This is a genomic window from Kribbella sp. NPDC004536, from assembly GCF_042873835.1.
Lineage (GTDB): Bacteria > Actinomycetota > Actinomycetes > Propionibacteriales > Kribbellaceae > Kribbella.
Genome location: NZ_JBIALY010000002.1, coordinates 2067291 through 2081808, shown reverse-complemented (window position 1 = coordinate 2081808; position 14518 = coordinate 2067291). Strand labels below are relative to the sequence as shown.

Annotated in this window: 17 protein-coding genes; 11 read left to right on the top strand and 6 right to left on the bottom strand. The window is 69.3% G+C overall.

The genetic code is table 11. From position 1 onward, the window contains the following. Positions 1-5 precede the first annotated feature (5 nt). The 4 genes from ispG to trxA are packed head-to-tail and all read left to right on the top strand — an operon-like array spanning position 6 to position 2487. On the top strand, positions 6-1148 hold the full coding sequence (gene ispG / locus ACFYRU_RS24755) for a flavodoxin-dependent (E)-4-hydroxy-3-methylbut-2-enyl-diphosphate synthase (RefSeq protein WP_387662751.1): 1143 nt from the start codon (positions 6-8) through the stop codon (positions 1146-1148). 38 nt (positions 1149-1186) lie between these two features. Further along, positions 1187-1735 carry a nucleosidase gene (locus tag ACFYRU_RS24750; RefSeq protein ID WP_387662749.1) on the top strand — a complete coding sequence of 183 codons (549 nt, stop codon included), beginning with the start codon at positions 1187-1189 and terminating at the stop codon, positions 1733-1735. 54 nt (positions 1736-1789) lie between these two features. Beyond that, complete coding sequence (locus tag ACFYRU_RS24745; protein WP_387662747.1) at positions 1790-2155, top strand: MerR family transcriptional regulator; 366 nt, start codon at positions 1790-1792, stop codon at positions 2153-2155. Then, the gene (trxA, locus tag ACFYRU_RS24740) at positions 2152-2487 is read left to right on the top strand and encodes a thioredoxin (protein ID WP_387662745.1); all 336 of its coding nucleotides are present in this window, start codon (positions 2152-2154) and stop codon (positions 2485-2487) included. The genes ACFYRU_RS24745 and trxA overlap by 4 nt, the downstream gene beginning before the upstream one ends. Here trxA and ACFYRU_RS24735 read toward each other — a convergent pair. Both ACFYRU_RS24735 and ACFYRU_RS24730 read right to left on the bottom strand, forming a co-directional pair. Further along, a complete protein-coding gene (locus ACFYRU_RS24735) occupies positions 2470-2847 on the bottom strand; it encodes a nuclear transport factor 2 family protein (protein WP_387662743.1) in 378 nt (125 codons plus the stop codon). The genes trxA and ACFYRU_RS24735 overlap by 18 nt on opposite strands. A 37-nt stretch (positions 2848-2884) precedes the next feature. After that, positions 2885-3247, bottom strand: coding sequence for a VOC family protein (locus ACFYRU_RS24730; protein ID WP_387662741.1), 363 nt, complete (start codon positions 3245-3247; stop codon positions 2885-2887). Positions 3248-3299: 52 nt separating this feature from the next. Between ACFYRU_RS24730 and ACFYRU_RS24725 the strand changes: the two genes are divergently transcribed. The 6 genes from ACFYRU_RS24725 to ACFYRU_RS24700 all read left to right on the top strand — a co-directional run bounded on the left by ACFYRU_RS24725 (position 3300) and on the right by ACFYRU_RS24700 (position 9271). Beyond that, positions 3300-3464 carry a CopG family transcriptional regulator gene (locus ACFYRU_RS24725; protein WP_387662739.1) on the top strand — a complete coding sequence of 55 codons (165 nt, stop codon included), beginning with the start codon at positions 3300-3302 and terminating at the stop codon, positions 3462-3464. Further along, positions 3461-4093 (top strand): VOC family protein, encoded by a 633-nt coding sequence (locus tag ACFYRU_RS24720; RefSeq protein WP_387662738.1) that lies wholly within the window; start codon positions 3461-3463, stop codon positions 4091-4093. The genes ACFYRU_RS24725 and ACFYRU_RS24720 overlap by 4 nt, the downstream gene beginning before the upstream one ends. A gap of 40 nt (positions 4094-4133) precedes the next feature. Beyond that, entirely contained in the window at positions 4134-5393 is a 1260-nt protein-coding gene (locus ACFYRU_RS24715; RefSeq protein ID WP_387662736.1) for an MFS transporter, read from the top strand. Between the two features lie 48 nt (positions 5394-5441). Then, positions 5442-6266, top strand: a complete 825-nt coding sequence (locus ACFYRU_RS24710) for a GNAT family N-acetyltransferase (RefSeq protein ID WP_387662734.1) — start codon at positions 5442-5444, stop codon at positions 6264-6266. An 88-nt stretch (positions 6267-6354) separates the two neighbouring features. Then, positions 6355-7401: a M14 family zinc carboxypeptidase gene (locus tag ACFYRU_RS24705; protein ID WP_387662732.1), complete on the top strand. Its 1047-nt coding sequence runs from the start codon at positions 6355-6357 to the stop codon at positions 7399-7401. Between the two features lie 106 nt (positions 7402-7507). Continuing rightward, positions 7508-9271, top strand: a complete 1764-nt coding sequence (locus tag ACFYRU_RS24700; RefSeq protein ID WP_387662730.1) for a proline--tRNA ligase — start codon at positions 7508-7510, stop codon at positions 9269-9271. A 162-nt stretch (positions 9272-9433) separates the two neighbouring features. On the opposite strand, the gene ACFYRU_RS24695 is transcribed toward ACFYRU_RS24700, so the two are convergent. Then, complete coding sequence (locus tag ACFYRU_RS24695) at positions 9434-10564, bottom strand: DUF11 domain-containing protein (protein WP_387662728.1); 1131 nt, start codon at positions 10562-10564, stop codon at positions 9434-9436. A gap of 153 nt (positions 10565-10717) precedes the next feature. Here ACFYRU_RS24695 and ACFYRU_RS24690 point away from each other — a divergent pair, with 153 nt between their 5' ends. Continuing rightward, entirely contained in the window at positions 10718-12073 is a 1356-nt protein-coding gene (locus tag ACFYRU_RS24690) for an FAD-binding oxidoreductase (protein WP_387662726.1), read from the top strand. Here the strand turns inward: ACFYRU_RS24690 and ACFYRU_RS24685 are convergent. From ACFYRU_RS24685 to ACFYRU_RS24675, 3 genes are read right to left on the bottom strand one after another with little or no spacing between them, the layout of a single operon-like run. Then, the gene (locus ACFYRU_RS24685; RefSeq protein ID WP_387662724.1) at positions 12037-13248 is read right to left on the bottom strand and encodes an RNA polymerase sigma factor; all 1212 of its coding nucleotides are present in this window, start codon (positions 13246-13248) and stop codon (positions 12037-12039) included. The two genes, ACFYRU_RS24690 and ACFYRU_RS24685, sit on opposite strands and share 37 nt — an antisense overlap. Next, on the bottom strand, positions 13245-13634 hold the full coding sequence (locus ACFYRU_RS24680; RefSeq protein WP_387662722.1) for a YciI family protein: 390 nt from the start codon (positions 13632-13634) through the stop codon (positions 13245-13247). Before ACFYRU_RS24680 ends, ACFYRU_RS24685 begins: the two co-directional genes overlap by 4 nt. Before the next feature lie 25 nt (positions 13635-13659). After that, positions 13660-14460, bottom strand: coding sequence for a hypothetical protein (locus ACFYRU_RS24675; RefSeq protein WP_387662721.1), 801 nt, complete (start codon positions 14458-14460; stop codon positions 13660-13662). Positions 14461-14518 lie beyond the last annotated feature (58 nt).

Genomic DNA, 14518 nt, shown 5'->3' with positions numbered 1-14518 from the left:
GACACATGAGCATCAACCTGGGCATGCCCGCATTGCCGCCTCCCACGCTCGCCCCGCGGCGCAAGACGCGGCAGATCAAGGTCGGCAGCGTGCTGGTCGGCGGTGACGCGCCGGTGTCGGTGCAGTCGATGACGACCACGCCGACCAACGACGTCAACAAGACGCTGCAGCAGATCGCCGAACTGACCGCGGCGGGCTGCGACATCGTCCGGGTCGCCTGCCCACGGCAGGAGGACGCCGACGCGCTGGCGGAGATCGCGAAGCACTCGCAGATCCCGGTGATCGCCGACATCCACTTCCAGCCGTCGTACGTGTTCGCGGCGATCGAGGCCGGGTGCGCCGCGGTCCGGGTGAACCCGGGCAACATCCGCAAGTTCGACGACCAGGTCAAGGAGATCGCGCAGGCCGCGAAGGACCACGGTACGTCGCTGCGGATCGGTGTGAACGCTGGTTCGCTGGACAAGCGGCTGCTGGAGAAGTACGGCAAGGCGACGCCGGAGGCGCTGGTCGAGTCGGCCGTCTGGGAGGCGTCGCTGTTCGAGGAGCACGACTTCCACGACTTCAAGATCTCGGTCAAGCACAACGACCCGGTCGTGATGGTGCAGGCGTACGAGATGCTCGCCGAGCGCGGCGACTGGCCGTTGCACCTCGGCGTCACCGAGGCCGGGCCGGCGTTCCAGGGCACGATCAAGTCGTCGGTCGCCTTCGGTGCGTTGCTGTCGCGGGGGATCGGCGACACGATCCGGGTCTCGCTGTCCGCGCCGCCGGTCGAGGAGGTCAAGGTCGGTCTGCAGATCCTGCAGTCGCTGAACCTGCGGGAGCGCAAGCTCGAGATCGTCTCCTGCCCGTCGTGCGGGCGGGCGCAGGTCGACGTCTACACCCTCGCCGAGCAGGTCACGGCCGGCCTCGAGGGGATGGAGGTCCCGCTCCGGGTCGCCGTCATGGGCTGCGTCGTCAACGGCCCCGGCGAGGCCCGCGAGGCCGACCTCGGCGTCGCCTCCGGCAACGGCAAGGGCCAGATCTTCGTCAAGGGCGAGGTCATCAAGGTCGTCCCCGAGTCCGCCATCGTGGAAACCCTGATCGAAGAGGCCATGCGCATCGCCGAACAAATGGAAGCCACCGGCGAACCCACCGTCACCGTCAGCTGAGCTGCGGTGGAATCCTCCGGTGGCGCTACCCTGCTCGCGTGACTGAGTATCTGGTTGTCAGTGCTGTTGCTGGGGAGGCTCGGTATGTGCCGGGCGGGGTGCCGGTGGTGGTGACCGGGGTTGGGAAGACTGCGGCGGCGGTGGCGGTCAGTCGGGCGTTGGGGGAGCGGGATACGACGGAGCTGGTGGTGCTGAATGTGGGGACCACCGGGGCGTTGCGGGACGGGTTGTCGGGGTTGTTCTTGCCGAGCACTGTGATCAACCACGACGTGAACGCGGACGCCGTACGGGCGATCGGGCTGGATCCGCAGGACGAGCTTCCGATCGAGGGTGGGGACGGGACTGTGCTCGCGTCGGGAGATGTGTTCGTCGCCGACCCGGACGTCCGGGCGCGACTGGCGGAGCGGGCGCATCTGGTGGACATGGAGGCGTACGGCGTGGTGTACGCCTGCCGCGCGTACGGCGTACCGGTCCGCGTGGTGAAGCACGTGTCGGACTCCGCCGACGAGGCAGCCCTCGACTGGCCGGCGCTGGTCGACGCAAGCGCCAAGGCGCTGGGCGAATGGGTCACCGATCACCTCCGCTGATCCGGCTTGACCTTTACCCTGGGGGCAAGGTTTAGCGTCGGGGCAGGAGGCGGGATGCGGATCAGTGACTTGGCAGCCGAGGCGGGTGTGACCGTCAAGGCCGTGCGGTACTACGAGGCGCAGGGGTTGCTCAAGCCGCGGCGCGAGGCCAACGGGTACCGGGCGTACGAGGCCGACGACGTGGTCGTGGTGCGTGAGGTGAAGGCGTTGCTGAGCCTCGGGTTGACCGCGGAGCAGACGTACCCGTTCATCGAGTGCCTGCGCGCCGGCAACGAGCGGGCGGACGTCTGCCCGGCGTCGCTGACGGCGTACCGGACGCGGATCGAGGAGGTGGACCGGCGGATCGCCGAGCTCACCGACCTGCGGGCGCGGCTGACCGACCTCCTGTCCGATGCCGAGAGCTGGAGGAACCGAACATGACCGAGCTGCGCACCGTCGACGAGACCACCTTCGACCAGGAGGTGCTGCGCTCCGAAAAGCCTGTGCTGGTGGACTTCTGGGCGCAGTGGTGCCCGCCGTGCCACCAGATCGCGCCGGTCCTCGCGCAGATCGGCGCCGAACGCGAGGACCAGCTGACCGTGGTGAAGCTCAACTCCGACGAGAACCCGGCGATCGCCGCGAACTACCGGGTGATGGCGCTGCCCACGCTCGCTCTCTTCCACCGCGGCGAGCTGATCTGGTCCGTGGTCGGCGCCCGGCCGAAGCACAAGCTGCTCAAAGAGTTGGACGACGCGCTACTGACCGCCGTATAGCGCTGTCTGCTGGTGGAAGGCGACCCGCCACTCGCCGGACGCGTTCGTCCAGACGGTGCTCGCGTACGACGGCGCCTGTACTTCGTTGCCGTCGACAAGGACCGTGACGGCGACGTGGTACGTGACGATCGCGGTGTGCTCGTCGACGACGATCACCCGCTCCTCGGTGCGGTCGGTCTTCAGGTACGGATTGTGATTCGCGGTGATCCCCGGGACCGCCGTCGCCTTGTCGATGATCCCGAACCGACTCACCGCGATCGCGTCCTCACGCAGGTACTTCTCGTAGAACGCCCCATCGCCCTCCCGATTCGCCTTCCACAACAGTTCTTCAAGCCCCAAAAGCTCCTCATCAACTGACACACCCACACCGTGCCAACCACCTAGGACGATCCGGGTCCTAGTTGAACTTGTATATCTCCACCAACACGCCGTGCGGCCCCGCAACGTAGGCCGACGTCGTACCCCAGTCGGTCTCCACGGGCTCCAGTACGACCTTCCCACCCCGCCCACGGATCGCTTCGATCTCGGCGTGTACGTCGTCAGTGCTGAACTGCAGCAACGTCCCGCCGAGCGGGTCGAAGTCGGTCATCGCGCCGGTGTGTAGTGCGATCGTCATCGCCCCGGCGGCGACTTCGGCGTACCCCTCGCCTGCGTTGCCCGAGACCTCCAGGTCGAGGACGCCGGCGAAGAAGTCGGCGATCTCCTGGTTCTTCGCGCGGCTGTCGGTCAGCAGGCCCAGGTGGTCGAACCGGATGGTCATGTGCCGTCTCCCTTGTTGACTGGTAGTTGTCTAGGATGCTAGCAATATAGCTATGGTGGATGAGGGTGGCAAGAAGGTGCAGTTCAACGTGTATTTGCCGCCGGGGTTGGTGCGGCGGGTGAAGCACAAGGCGATCGATGACGGGGCGAGTTTGTCCGCGTTGGTGGAGCAGGCGTTGGCGGAGTATCTCGACAACCATGGGGAGGCCAAGGGATGAACGGCGTGGTGATCAGGCCGTTGCGGTTCAGCGACGACGTGGACGCGATGCGGGCGTTCCTGGAGAGACTCGGGCTGCGGTCGCGGATCGAGTCCGAGCGCGGCGGGTGGGTGGACATGGTGACGGGCAACGGGATGGTCGCACTGCACGACGCGGCGACCAGCACGACCGGCGGCAAGGCCGGGCAGACCAGCCTGTCCTTCGAGGCCGACGAGATCGACGTGCTGATCGAGCCGCTGGAGCAGGCCGGGTTCGGCGATGCGACGGTGTTCGACGAGGCGTACGGGCGGGTGCTGTCGGTGACCGCGCCGGACGGCGTCGTGGTCTGGATCGACGAGCGCGCCGAAGACCTGTACGGCTACAAGCTCCACACCGCGAACCCGGACGAACGCTGGTCCGTCACCCCGTACCTGACCGGCGCGGACGAGCCCGCCTGGCAGCGGTTCCTGACCGCGCTCGGCATCGCGCCGACCGTCCGGTTCGGCCCGGGCGCCGAGTTCGCCGTACGCCTCGACCTCACCACGACCGAGGACCTGGCCGATGTACAGAACCGCGTACCAGGCACCCGCACCGGCAGTGGACTGGAGCTCACCGACCCGGACGGGCAACTCGTGGTGGTGCACGAATGAGCTTGACCTCGACCGCACCTGAGGTTGCAAGATGCTCGGCATGACGACGACGGGGGCGCCTCAGCGGCTGCGGGACGACAGCGATTTCCGGCGGTACTGGCTGGCGCGGGCGCTCTCGGTCACAGGGTCGATGGTCACGGCGATCGCGTTGCCCGTACTCGTCTACCGCCTCAGCGGGTCGACCGTACTGACGGCCGTGGTGACCGCGCTCGAGTCGGCGCCGTACCTTCTGGCCGGCCTGTTCGCCGGCGCGCTCGCGGATCGCTGGAACCGCCGGCGCACGATGATCACCGCGGACTGCGTCAACGCCGTACTCGTCGGATCCGTCCCGCTCGCACACGTACTCGGCGTACTGACCGTCGCCCAAGTGCTGGTGGTCGCGTTCACCGTCCAGGCCGTCTACACGTTCTTCGACGGCGCGAACTTCGGTGCGCTGCCTGTCCTGGTCGGCCGCGCCCGGGTGGCGCAGGCGAACTCGGCGGTCTGGACGGCGTCGAGCCTGATCGAGTTGTTCGTACCGCCGCTGACCGGTCTGATGCTCGGCGTATTCGATCCGGCCAGCCTGCTCACGCTCGACGCGCTCAGCTTCGCGGCGTCCGCGTTCGCCGTTCGTGGGATCGTCCGGGCGATGTCGGAGTCCCGCGACGGGCAGCCGCCGCTGCGCCCGCGGGTGGTACTGAACGACATCGGCGACGGTCTGCGGTACCTCGTCCAACATGCCGGCGTCCGGACGATGACGGCCATCGGCAGCATCCAGTCCTTCGCGGGCGGCGGCTTCATGGCGCTGATCGTGGTGTGGTGCGACCGCGTGCTGCACATCGGTACGTCGGGGCTGCGGTTCGGACTGGTCTGGGGCGTGTGGGGGATCGGCGGGCTGATCGCCGCGCTCAGTCTGCCCCGGTTGCTGAAGCGGATGCCGCCGGCGGCGATCACGTTGTACGCGCTGCCGGTGTCGGCGTTGCTCGGCGTACTGGCGCCGTTGTCGCCGCACTGGATCGTGGCGGCGCTGGCGCTGCTCGTCTGGGGTTCGGCGTACGTGCTGGTGCTCGTGAACGCCGTCTCGTACCGGCAGCAGGTGACGCCGGAGCACCTGCTCGGCCGCGTCAACACGGCCGGCCGGATGCTGTCCTGGGGTGTCGGCTGGACACTCGGGTCTGTCCTCGGCGGACTGCTCGGCAACGCGTTCGGTCCGCGCACCGGGATGGTTCTGATGGGCCTGTTCGGATGCCTCGGCGTCGTGTTCGCCTGGACCTCACCGCTGCGCCGGATCGCCGCCGGCCACGAACCACGGACCGCCTGACCGGCCCCGTTGCATACGGGACGGCGTCCCATCCGCTAGGTTCTGCGCGTGGGCGTACGGGTTCTCGGTCCTCGTGACCTCGCGGCGGCGCGCGCGGTCATCGCCCGCGATCCGGTGGTGAACGTGTTCGTGGACAGTCTCGTGCAGGCTTCCGGACTCGACCCGCGGCGCGGTGCGGAGGTCTGGGGGTACGTCGACAAGGGCACCCTCGAGGCACTGTGCCACGCCGGCGGGAACATGGTCCCGGTCGGCGCCGACGACGCCGCGCTGCGGGCGTTCGCGGCGTACGCGCTGCGCCGCGGGCGGAACTGTTTCCAGATCCTCGGCCAGGCGCGCGCGGTCGACCAGCTGTGGCAGATCCTCGAACCGCACTGGGGCCCGGCCCGCGAGGTCCGCGACGACCAGCCGTTCATGGTGGTCGAGGGCCCGCCGGCGATCGCGCCGGATCCGCTGGTCCGCGCGGTGGAGCCGGTCGAGCTGCCGATCCTGTACCCGGCGTGTGTCGCGATGTACACCGAGGAGGTCGGCGTACCGCCGCAGACCGGGCCGGACGGGACCTTCTACCGGTCCCGGGTGGCCGAGCTGATCCGGGCCGGGCGGGCGTTCGCGCGGATCGAGGACGGCCGGGTCGTGTTCAAGGCCGAGGTCGGCTCGGTCGGTACCGGGGTGTGCCAGATCCAGGGCGTCTGGGTGGATCCGGAGTACCGCGGCCGCGGGCTCGCCGCGCCGGGGATGGCCGCCGTGGTGGAACTCGCGCGCCGGATCGCGCCCGTCGTCACGCTCTATGTGAATGCGTTCAACCGGCCCGCGCGGTCGGCGTACGAGCGGGTCGGGTTCCGCACGATCGAGACGTTCGCGACGATTCTGTTCTGATACCGCTTACTCTCTGTGATACGCCGATGGTTGGCTGGTCGGCGTGCGAAGGGTCGCCGTTCTCCTGTGCAGCGCTGTCATGCTGCTGATGTCCTCGGTTGCGTACTCCTCGCCGGCGCTGACCTACTACGGCGGCTACCACACGACCGCCGGGCACGAGCAGCACAACGCGGCCGTCGCCGCCGCCCACCCGGACCTGGTGAAGCTGTACGACATCGGCGACTCGTGGAAGAAGACGCAGGGACAGGGCGGGCACGACATCCAGGCCCTGTGCATCACCAAGCTGACGCCCGGCGACTGCGCGTTGAACAGCACCGGGAAGAAACCCAAGTTCGTCCTGCACGCGCAGATCCACGCACGGGAGATCGTGACCGGCGAGATCGCGTACCGGTGGATCGACCTGCTCGTCTCGTCGTACGGCGCCGACCCGGAGATCACCGCGCTGCTCGACTCCCGCGAACTGTGGGTGGTACCGATCGCGAACCCGGACGGCGTCGACGTGGTCGCATCGAATCCGGCGCGGCCCCTGCTGCAGCGCAAGAACGTCGACGACAGCGCGGGCGAATGCCTGTCGGGGTACGCCGGGGTCGACCTGAACCGCAACTCGTCGTTCCACTGGGACCCGGACGAGGGCGGTCCGTGCACCGAGATGTACCCAGGGGCGAAGGCCGGGTCCGAACCGGAGACGGTAGCGATCCAGGGCTTGCTGGCGACGATCTTTCCCGACACGAAGGGCGCTGTGGACGAGCCGGCGGCCCCGTTCACGTCGGGTGTCTTCCTGACGCTGCACAGCTACGGCAACGACATCCTGGCGCCGTGGGGATACACCCGGACGGCGGCGCCGGACCGGGCCGCGTTGGTGGCCCTAGGCAACAAGATGAGCGCCTTCACGGGCTATCCGGTGTTCACCGGCGACGGCGGGATCGGGTACCTCACGCCGGGTTCGACCACCGACTGGTTGTACGGGACCCGTGGCGTGCCGTCGTACACCTTCGAGATCGGGCCGCGGACCGGCGGGTGCGCCGGATTCCTGCCGCCGTACCCGTGCGTGTCGTCGACGTTCTGGCCGCTGCTGAAACCAGCGTTGGTTTACGCGGCGCGGGCGGCCGCCGCGCCGTACCGGCAACTGCCCTGACAGCCGGCCCGTGTGGGGCTGTGGATAACCTGGTCCGATCATCACCGCAGGACCGATATTCTCTGTGTTGTCCTTGGTTCCAGATTTTGCACGCTTGGAGACTCCCGTGATTTTGCGTATGTCGTCGTTGTTCCTCCGCACCCTTCGCGAGGACCCGGCGGACGCGGAGGTCCCGAGCCACAAGCTGCTCGTCCGCGCCGGCTACATCCGCCGCGCCGCGCCCGGCATCTACACCTGGCTGCCGCTCGGCCTGCGGGTGCTGCGCAACGTCGAGCGGATCGTCCGTGAGGAGATGGACGCGATCGGCGCGCAGGAGCTGGTCTTCCCGGCGCTGCTGCCCCGCGAGCCCTACGAGGCGACCGGCCGCTGGACCGAGTACGGCCCGAACATCTTCCGGCTGAAGGACCGCAAGGGCGCGGACATGCTGCTCGGCCCGACGCACGAGGAGATGTTCACGCTGGTCGTGAAGGACCTGTACTCGTCGTACAAGGACCTTCCGCTGTCGATCTACCAGATCCAGAACAAGTACCGCGACGAGGCCCGGCCGCGGGCGGGCGTGCTCCGCGGGCGCGAGTTCGTGATGAAGGACTCGTACTCGTTCGACGTGGACGACGACGGGCTCGCGGCGTCGTACGAGAAGCACCGCGACGCCTACATCAAGATCTTCGACCGGCTCGGCTTCGACTACGTGATCGTGCAGGCGATGTCCGGCGCGATGGGTGGTTCGCGCTCGGAGGAGTTCCTCGCGATCGCGGAGAACGGCGAGGACACCTTCGTCCGGTCGCCGGGCGGGTACGCCGCCAACGTCGAGGCGGTCGTGGTGCCGCAGGCGGCGCCCGTCGACGCGTCCGCCGTGCCGGCCGCCGAGGTCGTGGACACGCCGGACACGCCGACGATCGACACGCTGGTCGACGCGCTGAACGCGAAGCACCCGCGGACCGACGGACGCGAGTGGACCGGCGCGGACACGCTCAAGAACGTGCTCGTGATGCTGGTGCACCCGGACGGGACCCGCGAGCCGCTCGCGATCGGCGTGCCGGGCGACCGCGCGATCGACGAGAAGCGGCTCGGCGCGCAGGTGGAGCCGGCCGAGGTGGTTGCGTTCGAGGAGGCGGACTTCGAGAAGCACCCGTCGCTCGCCAAGGGCTACATCGGCCCGGGCGTGCTCGGGTCGGAGAACGCCTCGAAGATCCGGTACCTGCTCGACCCGCGGGTGGCCGAGGGCTCGGCGTGGGTGACCGGCGCGGACAAGACCGGGTTCCACGTGATCAACCTGGTGCACGGCCGCGACTTCACCGCCGACGGCACGATCCAGGCCGCCGAGGTGCGCGACGGCGACCAGGCACCGGACGGATCGGGTGCGCTGGAGACCGCGCGTGGGATCGAGATGGGCCACATCTTCCAGCTCGGCCGCAAGTACGCCGAGGCGCTCGACCTGAAGGTTCTCGACCAGAACGGCAAGCTCGTCACGGTCACCATGGGGTCGTACGGTGTCGGCGTCACCCGCGCGGTGGCCGCGATCGCCGAGGGCAACCACGACGAGCTCGGTCTGGTCTGGCCGCGCGAGATCGCCCCGGCCGACGTCCACCTGGTTGCCACCGGCAAGGACTCCGAGGTGTTCGAGAAGGCCGCCGAGCTCGCCGCCGAGCTGGAGGCGCGCGGGCTGAGCGTGATCTACGACGACCGCGAGAAGGTGTCGCCGGGCGTGAAGTTCAAGGACGCCGAGCTGCTCGGCGTCCCGACCATCGCCGTGGTCGGCAAGGGCCTCGCAGACGGCACCATCGAGGTCAAGGACCGCCGCTCCGGCGACCGCGCCGACGTCCAGGTGGCCGACGTCGTCGACCACCTGGTCAGCACGGTTCGCGGCTAGGGCCTGTCTGGCAATCCATCGCCTACTGCGGGGCACTCGGCACGGCACCTCGCCGCACGGGGGCAAAGGCCACGATGGATCCGCATCGAGTCCTTCGCCCCCGCACGCCGAGGTACCGCACCGAGCACCTCCTCGCGACGGCGCTGGATTACCAGACAGGCCCTAGTCCAGACAGACCCCGGAGAAGACGGGGGCGGTGTCGTACGGCGGAAGACCACCTACGTTGATGGACACCGCCCTGTCCTGATAGTTCGGGTTGGCTCCGAACGCCGGCAAGATGGTGAGCGAGATCAGATAGTCGGCGCCGACCACGAAATCGGTGTTGTTGAACGAGATGAACGACTGGTTCCCCAGTGGGCTGGTCGGCGACGGGCACGTTCCACTGGCGAGGTTCTGGCAGCCCATGACATAGCTGAACGTGCCCGGCGCAAGGGTGGGTGCGGCCGGGTTGATCAGGTTCACCATCGACGGGACCCAGCTGACGGTGACCGTGGGCGGGCAGACGTTCACGGTACCCGACGGGCCGGTGAGGACCGGCAACAGTGGTGCGGGCTGGGATGCCTCGGACGCAGCCGCGGTGTTGTTGGCCGGGTTCGGGTCGAACGTCGCCGCGGTCACGGATGCGGTGACAGTCTGCAGACCTGCGACGACGTCTCCGGCGACACCGGAGATGGTCAGTGTCGCGCTCGCGCCCGGGGCCAACGACCCGATCGTCCAGGTGCCGGCCGCGTAACCACCGGTACTAGGCGTGACCGTGGGAGTCACGACCGCCGCCGGCACGTTCACGGACGCTGTCACGCCGGTTGAGGTCGTCGTACTGCTCGTGTTGGTGACCGTGGTGGTGAAGGTGATCGGCGCGTAGTAGTACGGCGACGGGTTGCTGACGGTCTGCGTCGTCGCCAGGTCGGCCTGCACGACCGTCAACGTCGCGGTCCCACTGATCTTCTTGACCGTTCCGGTGACGGTGTGGGCGCCCAGAGTGGTGGCTGTGCAGAGGTGACCCGTGCAGCTGCCGGCCGGGCTGATCGTGAACGTGGCCTGAGACGTCAGGTCGCCCAGAGAGATACCTGCCGCGTCGAAACCCTGCGCACTGTAGGCCTGCGTACCGCCCGGCCCGATCGTCGCCGTCGCCGGGCTGAGCACGACCGTGGTCAGCTTCCCCGGCCTCGGTTTGGGATCGGCCGCGGCCGGGGCCCCGGCGGTGATCATCAACGCCGCCGCCAGCGCCAGCACCGTGCCGGCGGCCACCGCCCGGCGGCCCGCAGTTGCGCAGACCCGCGACATCCTGCCCATGACCCCACCCCCACGATGCGCAGCAGAACCTCTTCAGGTCTACGCCCGGCGCAACCTCCGGTCAACGTCGTGCGGATCGGATGTCGAGGATGCGCGGCCGGCTGCGATCTGGGGGTGAGGCGCCAGAGGGGGCGCCGGGATCGAGGGAGTGAGATGCAGGAACTGGAACTGCGTAGAGTGGTCGCGGGAGACGTCCTGGTGCCGGGTGACGCGGGGTTCGAGGCGGCCGGGCGGACGATGACGGCCGTGGGGCGGCCGGCTGTGGTCGTCCGGTGTGCGACCGCGGCGGACGTCGTGGCGGCGTTGAAGTACGCCGAGGCGCAGGATCTGCCGATCGCAGTACGGAGCGGCGGGCATCATGCGGCCGGGTTCGGGACGAGCGACGGCGGCGTGGTGATCGACGTACGGCCGATGGACGAGGTACGGGTGCTGCCGGACGACGTCGTACGGGTCGAAACCGGGGCGACGTGGGGAGAGGTCGCCGCGCGCTTGGGGAAGGTCGGACTGGCGATCTCGTCGGGTGACACCGCGAGCGTCGGCGTCGGCGGGCTGATGGCCGGCGGCGGCATCGGCTGGATGGTCCGCAAGCATGGGCTGGCGATCGACAACGTCGTGTCCGCCGAAGTGGTGACCGCGGACGGTGCGGTGCGCCGGGTCGACGCCGCCACCGAACCGGAGCTGTTCTGGGGTGTCCGCGGCGCGGCGGGCAGCCTCGGCGTGGTCACGTCGTACGACATCAGCGCCATCCGCCGGCCGACGGTGTACTTCGGCACGTTGCTGTATCCGTGGACGCAGGCCGAACAGGTGATCCGCGCGTGGGCGGAGTACCTGCCCGATGCTCCCGACGAGCTGACGGCGAGCCTGCAGTTGGCGCCGACGATGATGGCGGACCGGCAGGTACCCGTCGCCGTCCAGGTGTGCGCGACGACCACCGAGGTCCTCGAGCCGCTGCGCCACCTCGGCCCGCTGATCAGCGAGCAGGTCGCGGAAGTTCCGTACGCCGAGGTCTTCAGCGACATGACCATGCCGCCCGACTGGCGTCCGCGGATCCGCAACGGCTTCTACGACACGTGGTCCGACGGCCTGGCCGAGAAGTTGCTGGCGGCTCGCCCGCGGATCCCTGGTCTCGCGATCGAGATTCGCTCACTGGGCGGCGCGTACGGCGCGATGCCCGCGGACGCGACCGCCTTTGCGCACCGCGATGCGCGCTTCATGGTCAACTCGGTGCTGATGGGGACGCCCGAACAGCAAGGCAGGCAGCCCGAGGCCTTCGACGCGCTCTGGCGATCGCTCGAGCCGGACGGCGCGTACCTGAACTTCCTGTCCGACCCGACCGACGCCGACCTCGACGCCTGCTACCCGGAGGCACACCGGACGCGGCTCGCCGTACTCAAGCAGACGGTCGATCCAGGCCACGTGTTCCGCAACGCACTCAGCGTCCCGCCGCGCCCGGAATGGACCGGCGGCCGCCGTCACTTGATGAGGTGGGCAATGCGTTCGCGGAGGTAGTTCTGCTCGGCTGTGTTCCGGGTGCGCTCCAGCGCGGCGAGGTAGTTGGCGCGGGCCAGGTCCGGTCTGCCTGCGAGTTCGTGCAGGTGGGCGAGGACGGACAACCGCCGGTGGTGGTCGCCGAGGTAGCGGTCGCCGGCGAGTCCTTCGACGACCGCGATGCCGGCGTCCGGGCCGTCGGTCATCGCGATCGCGACGGCGGATCCCAGCGTCACCATCGGGCTCGGGTCGACCCGTTCGAGGAGCTTGTACAGGCCGGCGATCTGTGCCCAGTCCGTGGTCTCGACCGAGTCGGCCTCGCTGTGTACGGCCGCGATCGCGGCTTCCAGCTGGTACGGGCCGACGGCACCGGTCCGCAGTACGTCCTCGACCAGGCGGGTGCCTTCCGCGATCTCGTCGGCGTACCAGCGGGACCGGTCCTGGCGGTCGGCGGGGATCAGGTCGCCGCCCGGTCCGGTCCGTGCATCACGGCGGGCGTGGGTGAGGATCATCAACGCGAGCAGGCCGGTGACTTCGCCCCGTCCGCCGACGGCCTGCTCCAGCAATCGAGTGATCCGGAGTGCTTCCGCGGCCAGATCGACCCGCTGCAACTCAGAACCGCCGCTCGCGGTGTGGCCCTCGTTGAAGATCAGGTAGAGCACCTGCAGGACGGCACGGAGGCGTACGTCGTACTCGCCGGCTGTGGGTAGTTCGAAGCGGGCGCCGGCGATCATCCGCTTGGCCCGGCTGATCCGTTGGGCCACGGTCGTCTCGCTGACCAGCAACGCGGCCGCGACCTCGGCCGTGGTGAGACCGCCGACCGAGCGGAGCGTCAGCGCGATCTGCGAGGCCGGGGTCAGCGCTGGATGGCAACAGAGCACCAGCAGCCGGACGGTGTCGTCGGAGTCCTCGTGGTAGTCCTCCGGATCCGGATCGGCCGCCCGGAAGAAGTCGTTCAGCTCACGCTGCCGGCGCGCGTTGTCCCGCCGCCAGCCGTCCATCATCCGCCGCGTCGCGACGCTGATCAGCCACCCGGTCGGCTGCTCGGGTACGCCGTTCTCGCGCCACCGTACGAACGCCTCCAGCAGGGCTTCCTGGACCGCGTCCTCGCACTGGTCGAACACGTCGTACCGCCGGACCAGCGCGGCGAGCGCCCGCGGTGCGGCGGCCCGGATCGTGGCCTCGACCTCGCTCACAAGTCGTCGAGCTCCGCGAAGAAGTCGTCCTGGTCGAGCCGGATCTCCCGCAGTTCGACGCGGCGGAACTTCGCCAGCGGGATGAGTGCGGCGAGTTCGAGCGCGCGCTCCACCGACGCGCAGTGCACCACGATCGCGCCGGCCAGGTACTCCTTCGTCTCCAGCAGCGGCCGGTCCGAGATCACCGGCGTACCGGCGACGAGCTGGATGTCCTTCTCCGTACCGGGCTCCTGCAGCCCGAGGACCGACACGAGTTCGCCGGTCTTCAACAGCTCGCGCGCCGTCGCGGCGACCTGCTCACGACCGCCGGCCAGCTCGGTCAGTTCGTCCTCACCGAGCCCCTTGAGCGCCTCGAGGTTGTTGTGGATCAGCAGTAGGAACTTCACCCGGCCCATTCTCCCGGACGGGGTGTCACGCGCGGACCCAGACAGTCCACCGCTCCAGCCGCAGGTAGCCCAGGCGTTCGTACACGGGCTGTCCGTCGTCGGACGCGATCAGTGCCGCGGGCTGACCGTCGTACGTCGTGGTCGCCGCCCAGGTCACGGCCGCACCTGCGCCACGACCGCGCGCAGCGGGCATCACCGCGACGTTCTCGACGAGGGTGAGGCCGGCCGCGCTGTGTGCCACCGACGTCGCGAGCGGTACGCCGTCGTCGTAGCCGACCCAGACCGCGGAGGCGTCGAGAAAGGACGGTACGTAGAGGGCGCCGGGCTTGAAGGGCAGGAGTTCCGGCAGCGGATAGCCCTCGACCAGCACCCGTTCGGCGTCGGCCAGGCCGTCGGTGTCGAGCACCCGGCGGACGTCCAGATCGGTCGCCGGCGCAGTGGTTGCGGTCTGCGGGAGCCGGAGCATCAGCGGCGGATGTCCGGCCAGCCCGAGTCCGGACGGGCGCAGGTCGCCGGTCGGCCACGGGCTGACGAACAGGTACGGGGCGTCGCCCGGCAGTTCGCGGGCGACCTCGGCGACGACCTCGGCCGGGTCCACGGGCTGCTTCAGGACCACCCAGTTCGTCAACGCGCCACGCTCGCCGAGGATGCTGCCGGCCCAGGTGTCGCCGTCGTACCAGGGCTTGCCGGCCCGGCGGGCGGCGTCGACCGCCCAGGACGCGTGGGCGAGCACGGCCTGGCGGATCAATGAGTCCGCCGGCGCGAGGTCCGGCTCCCAGCCGGTAGCGAGCTGCTCACCTTCCGGCGGCAGGATCGAGGACGCCATGGCCTCAGGGTGGCACTCCGGATGTGGTTTGTCTCTCAGCTGACGGTGTAAGGGTTGA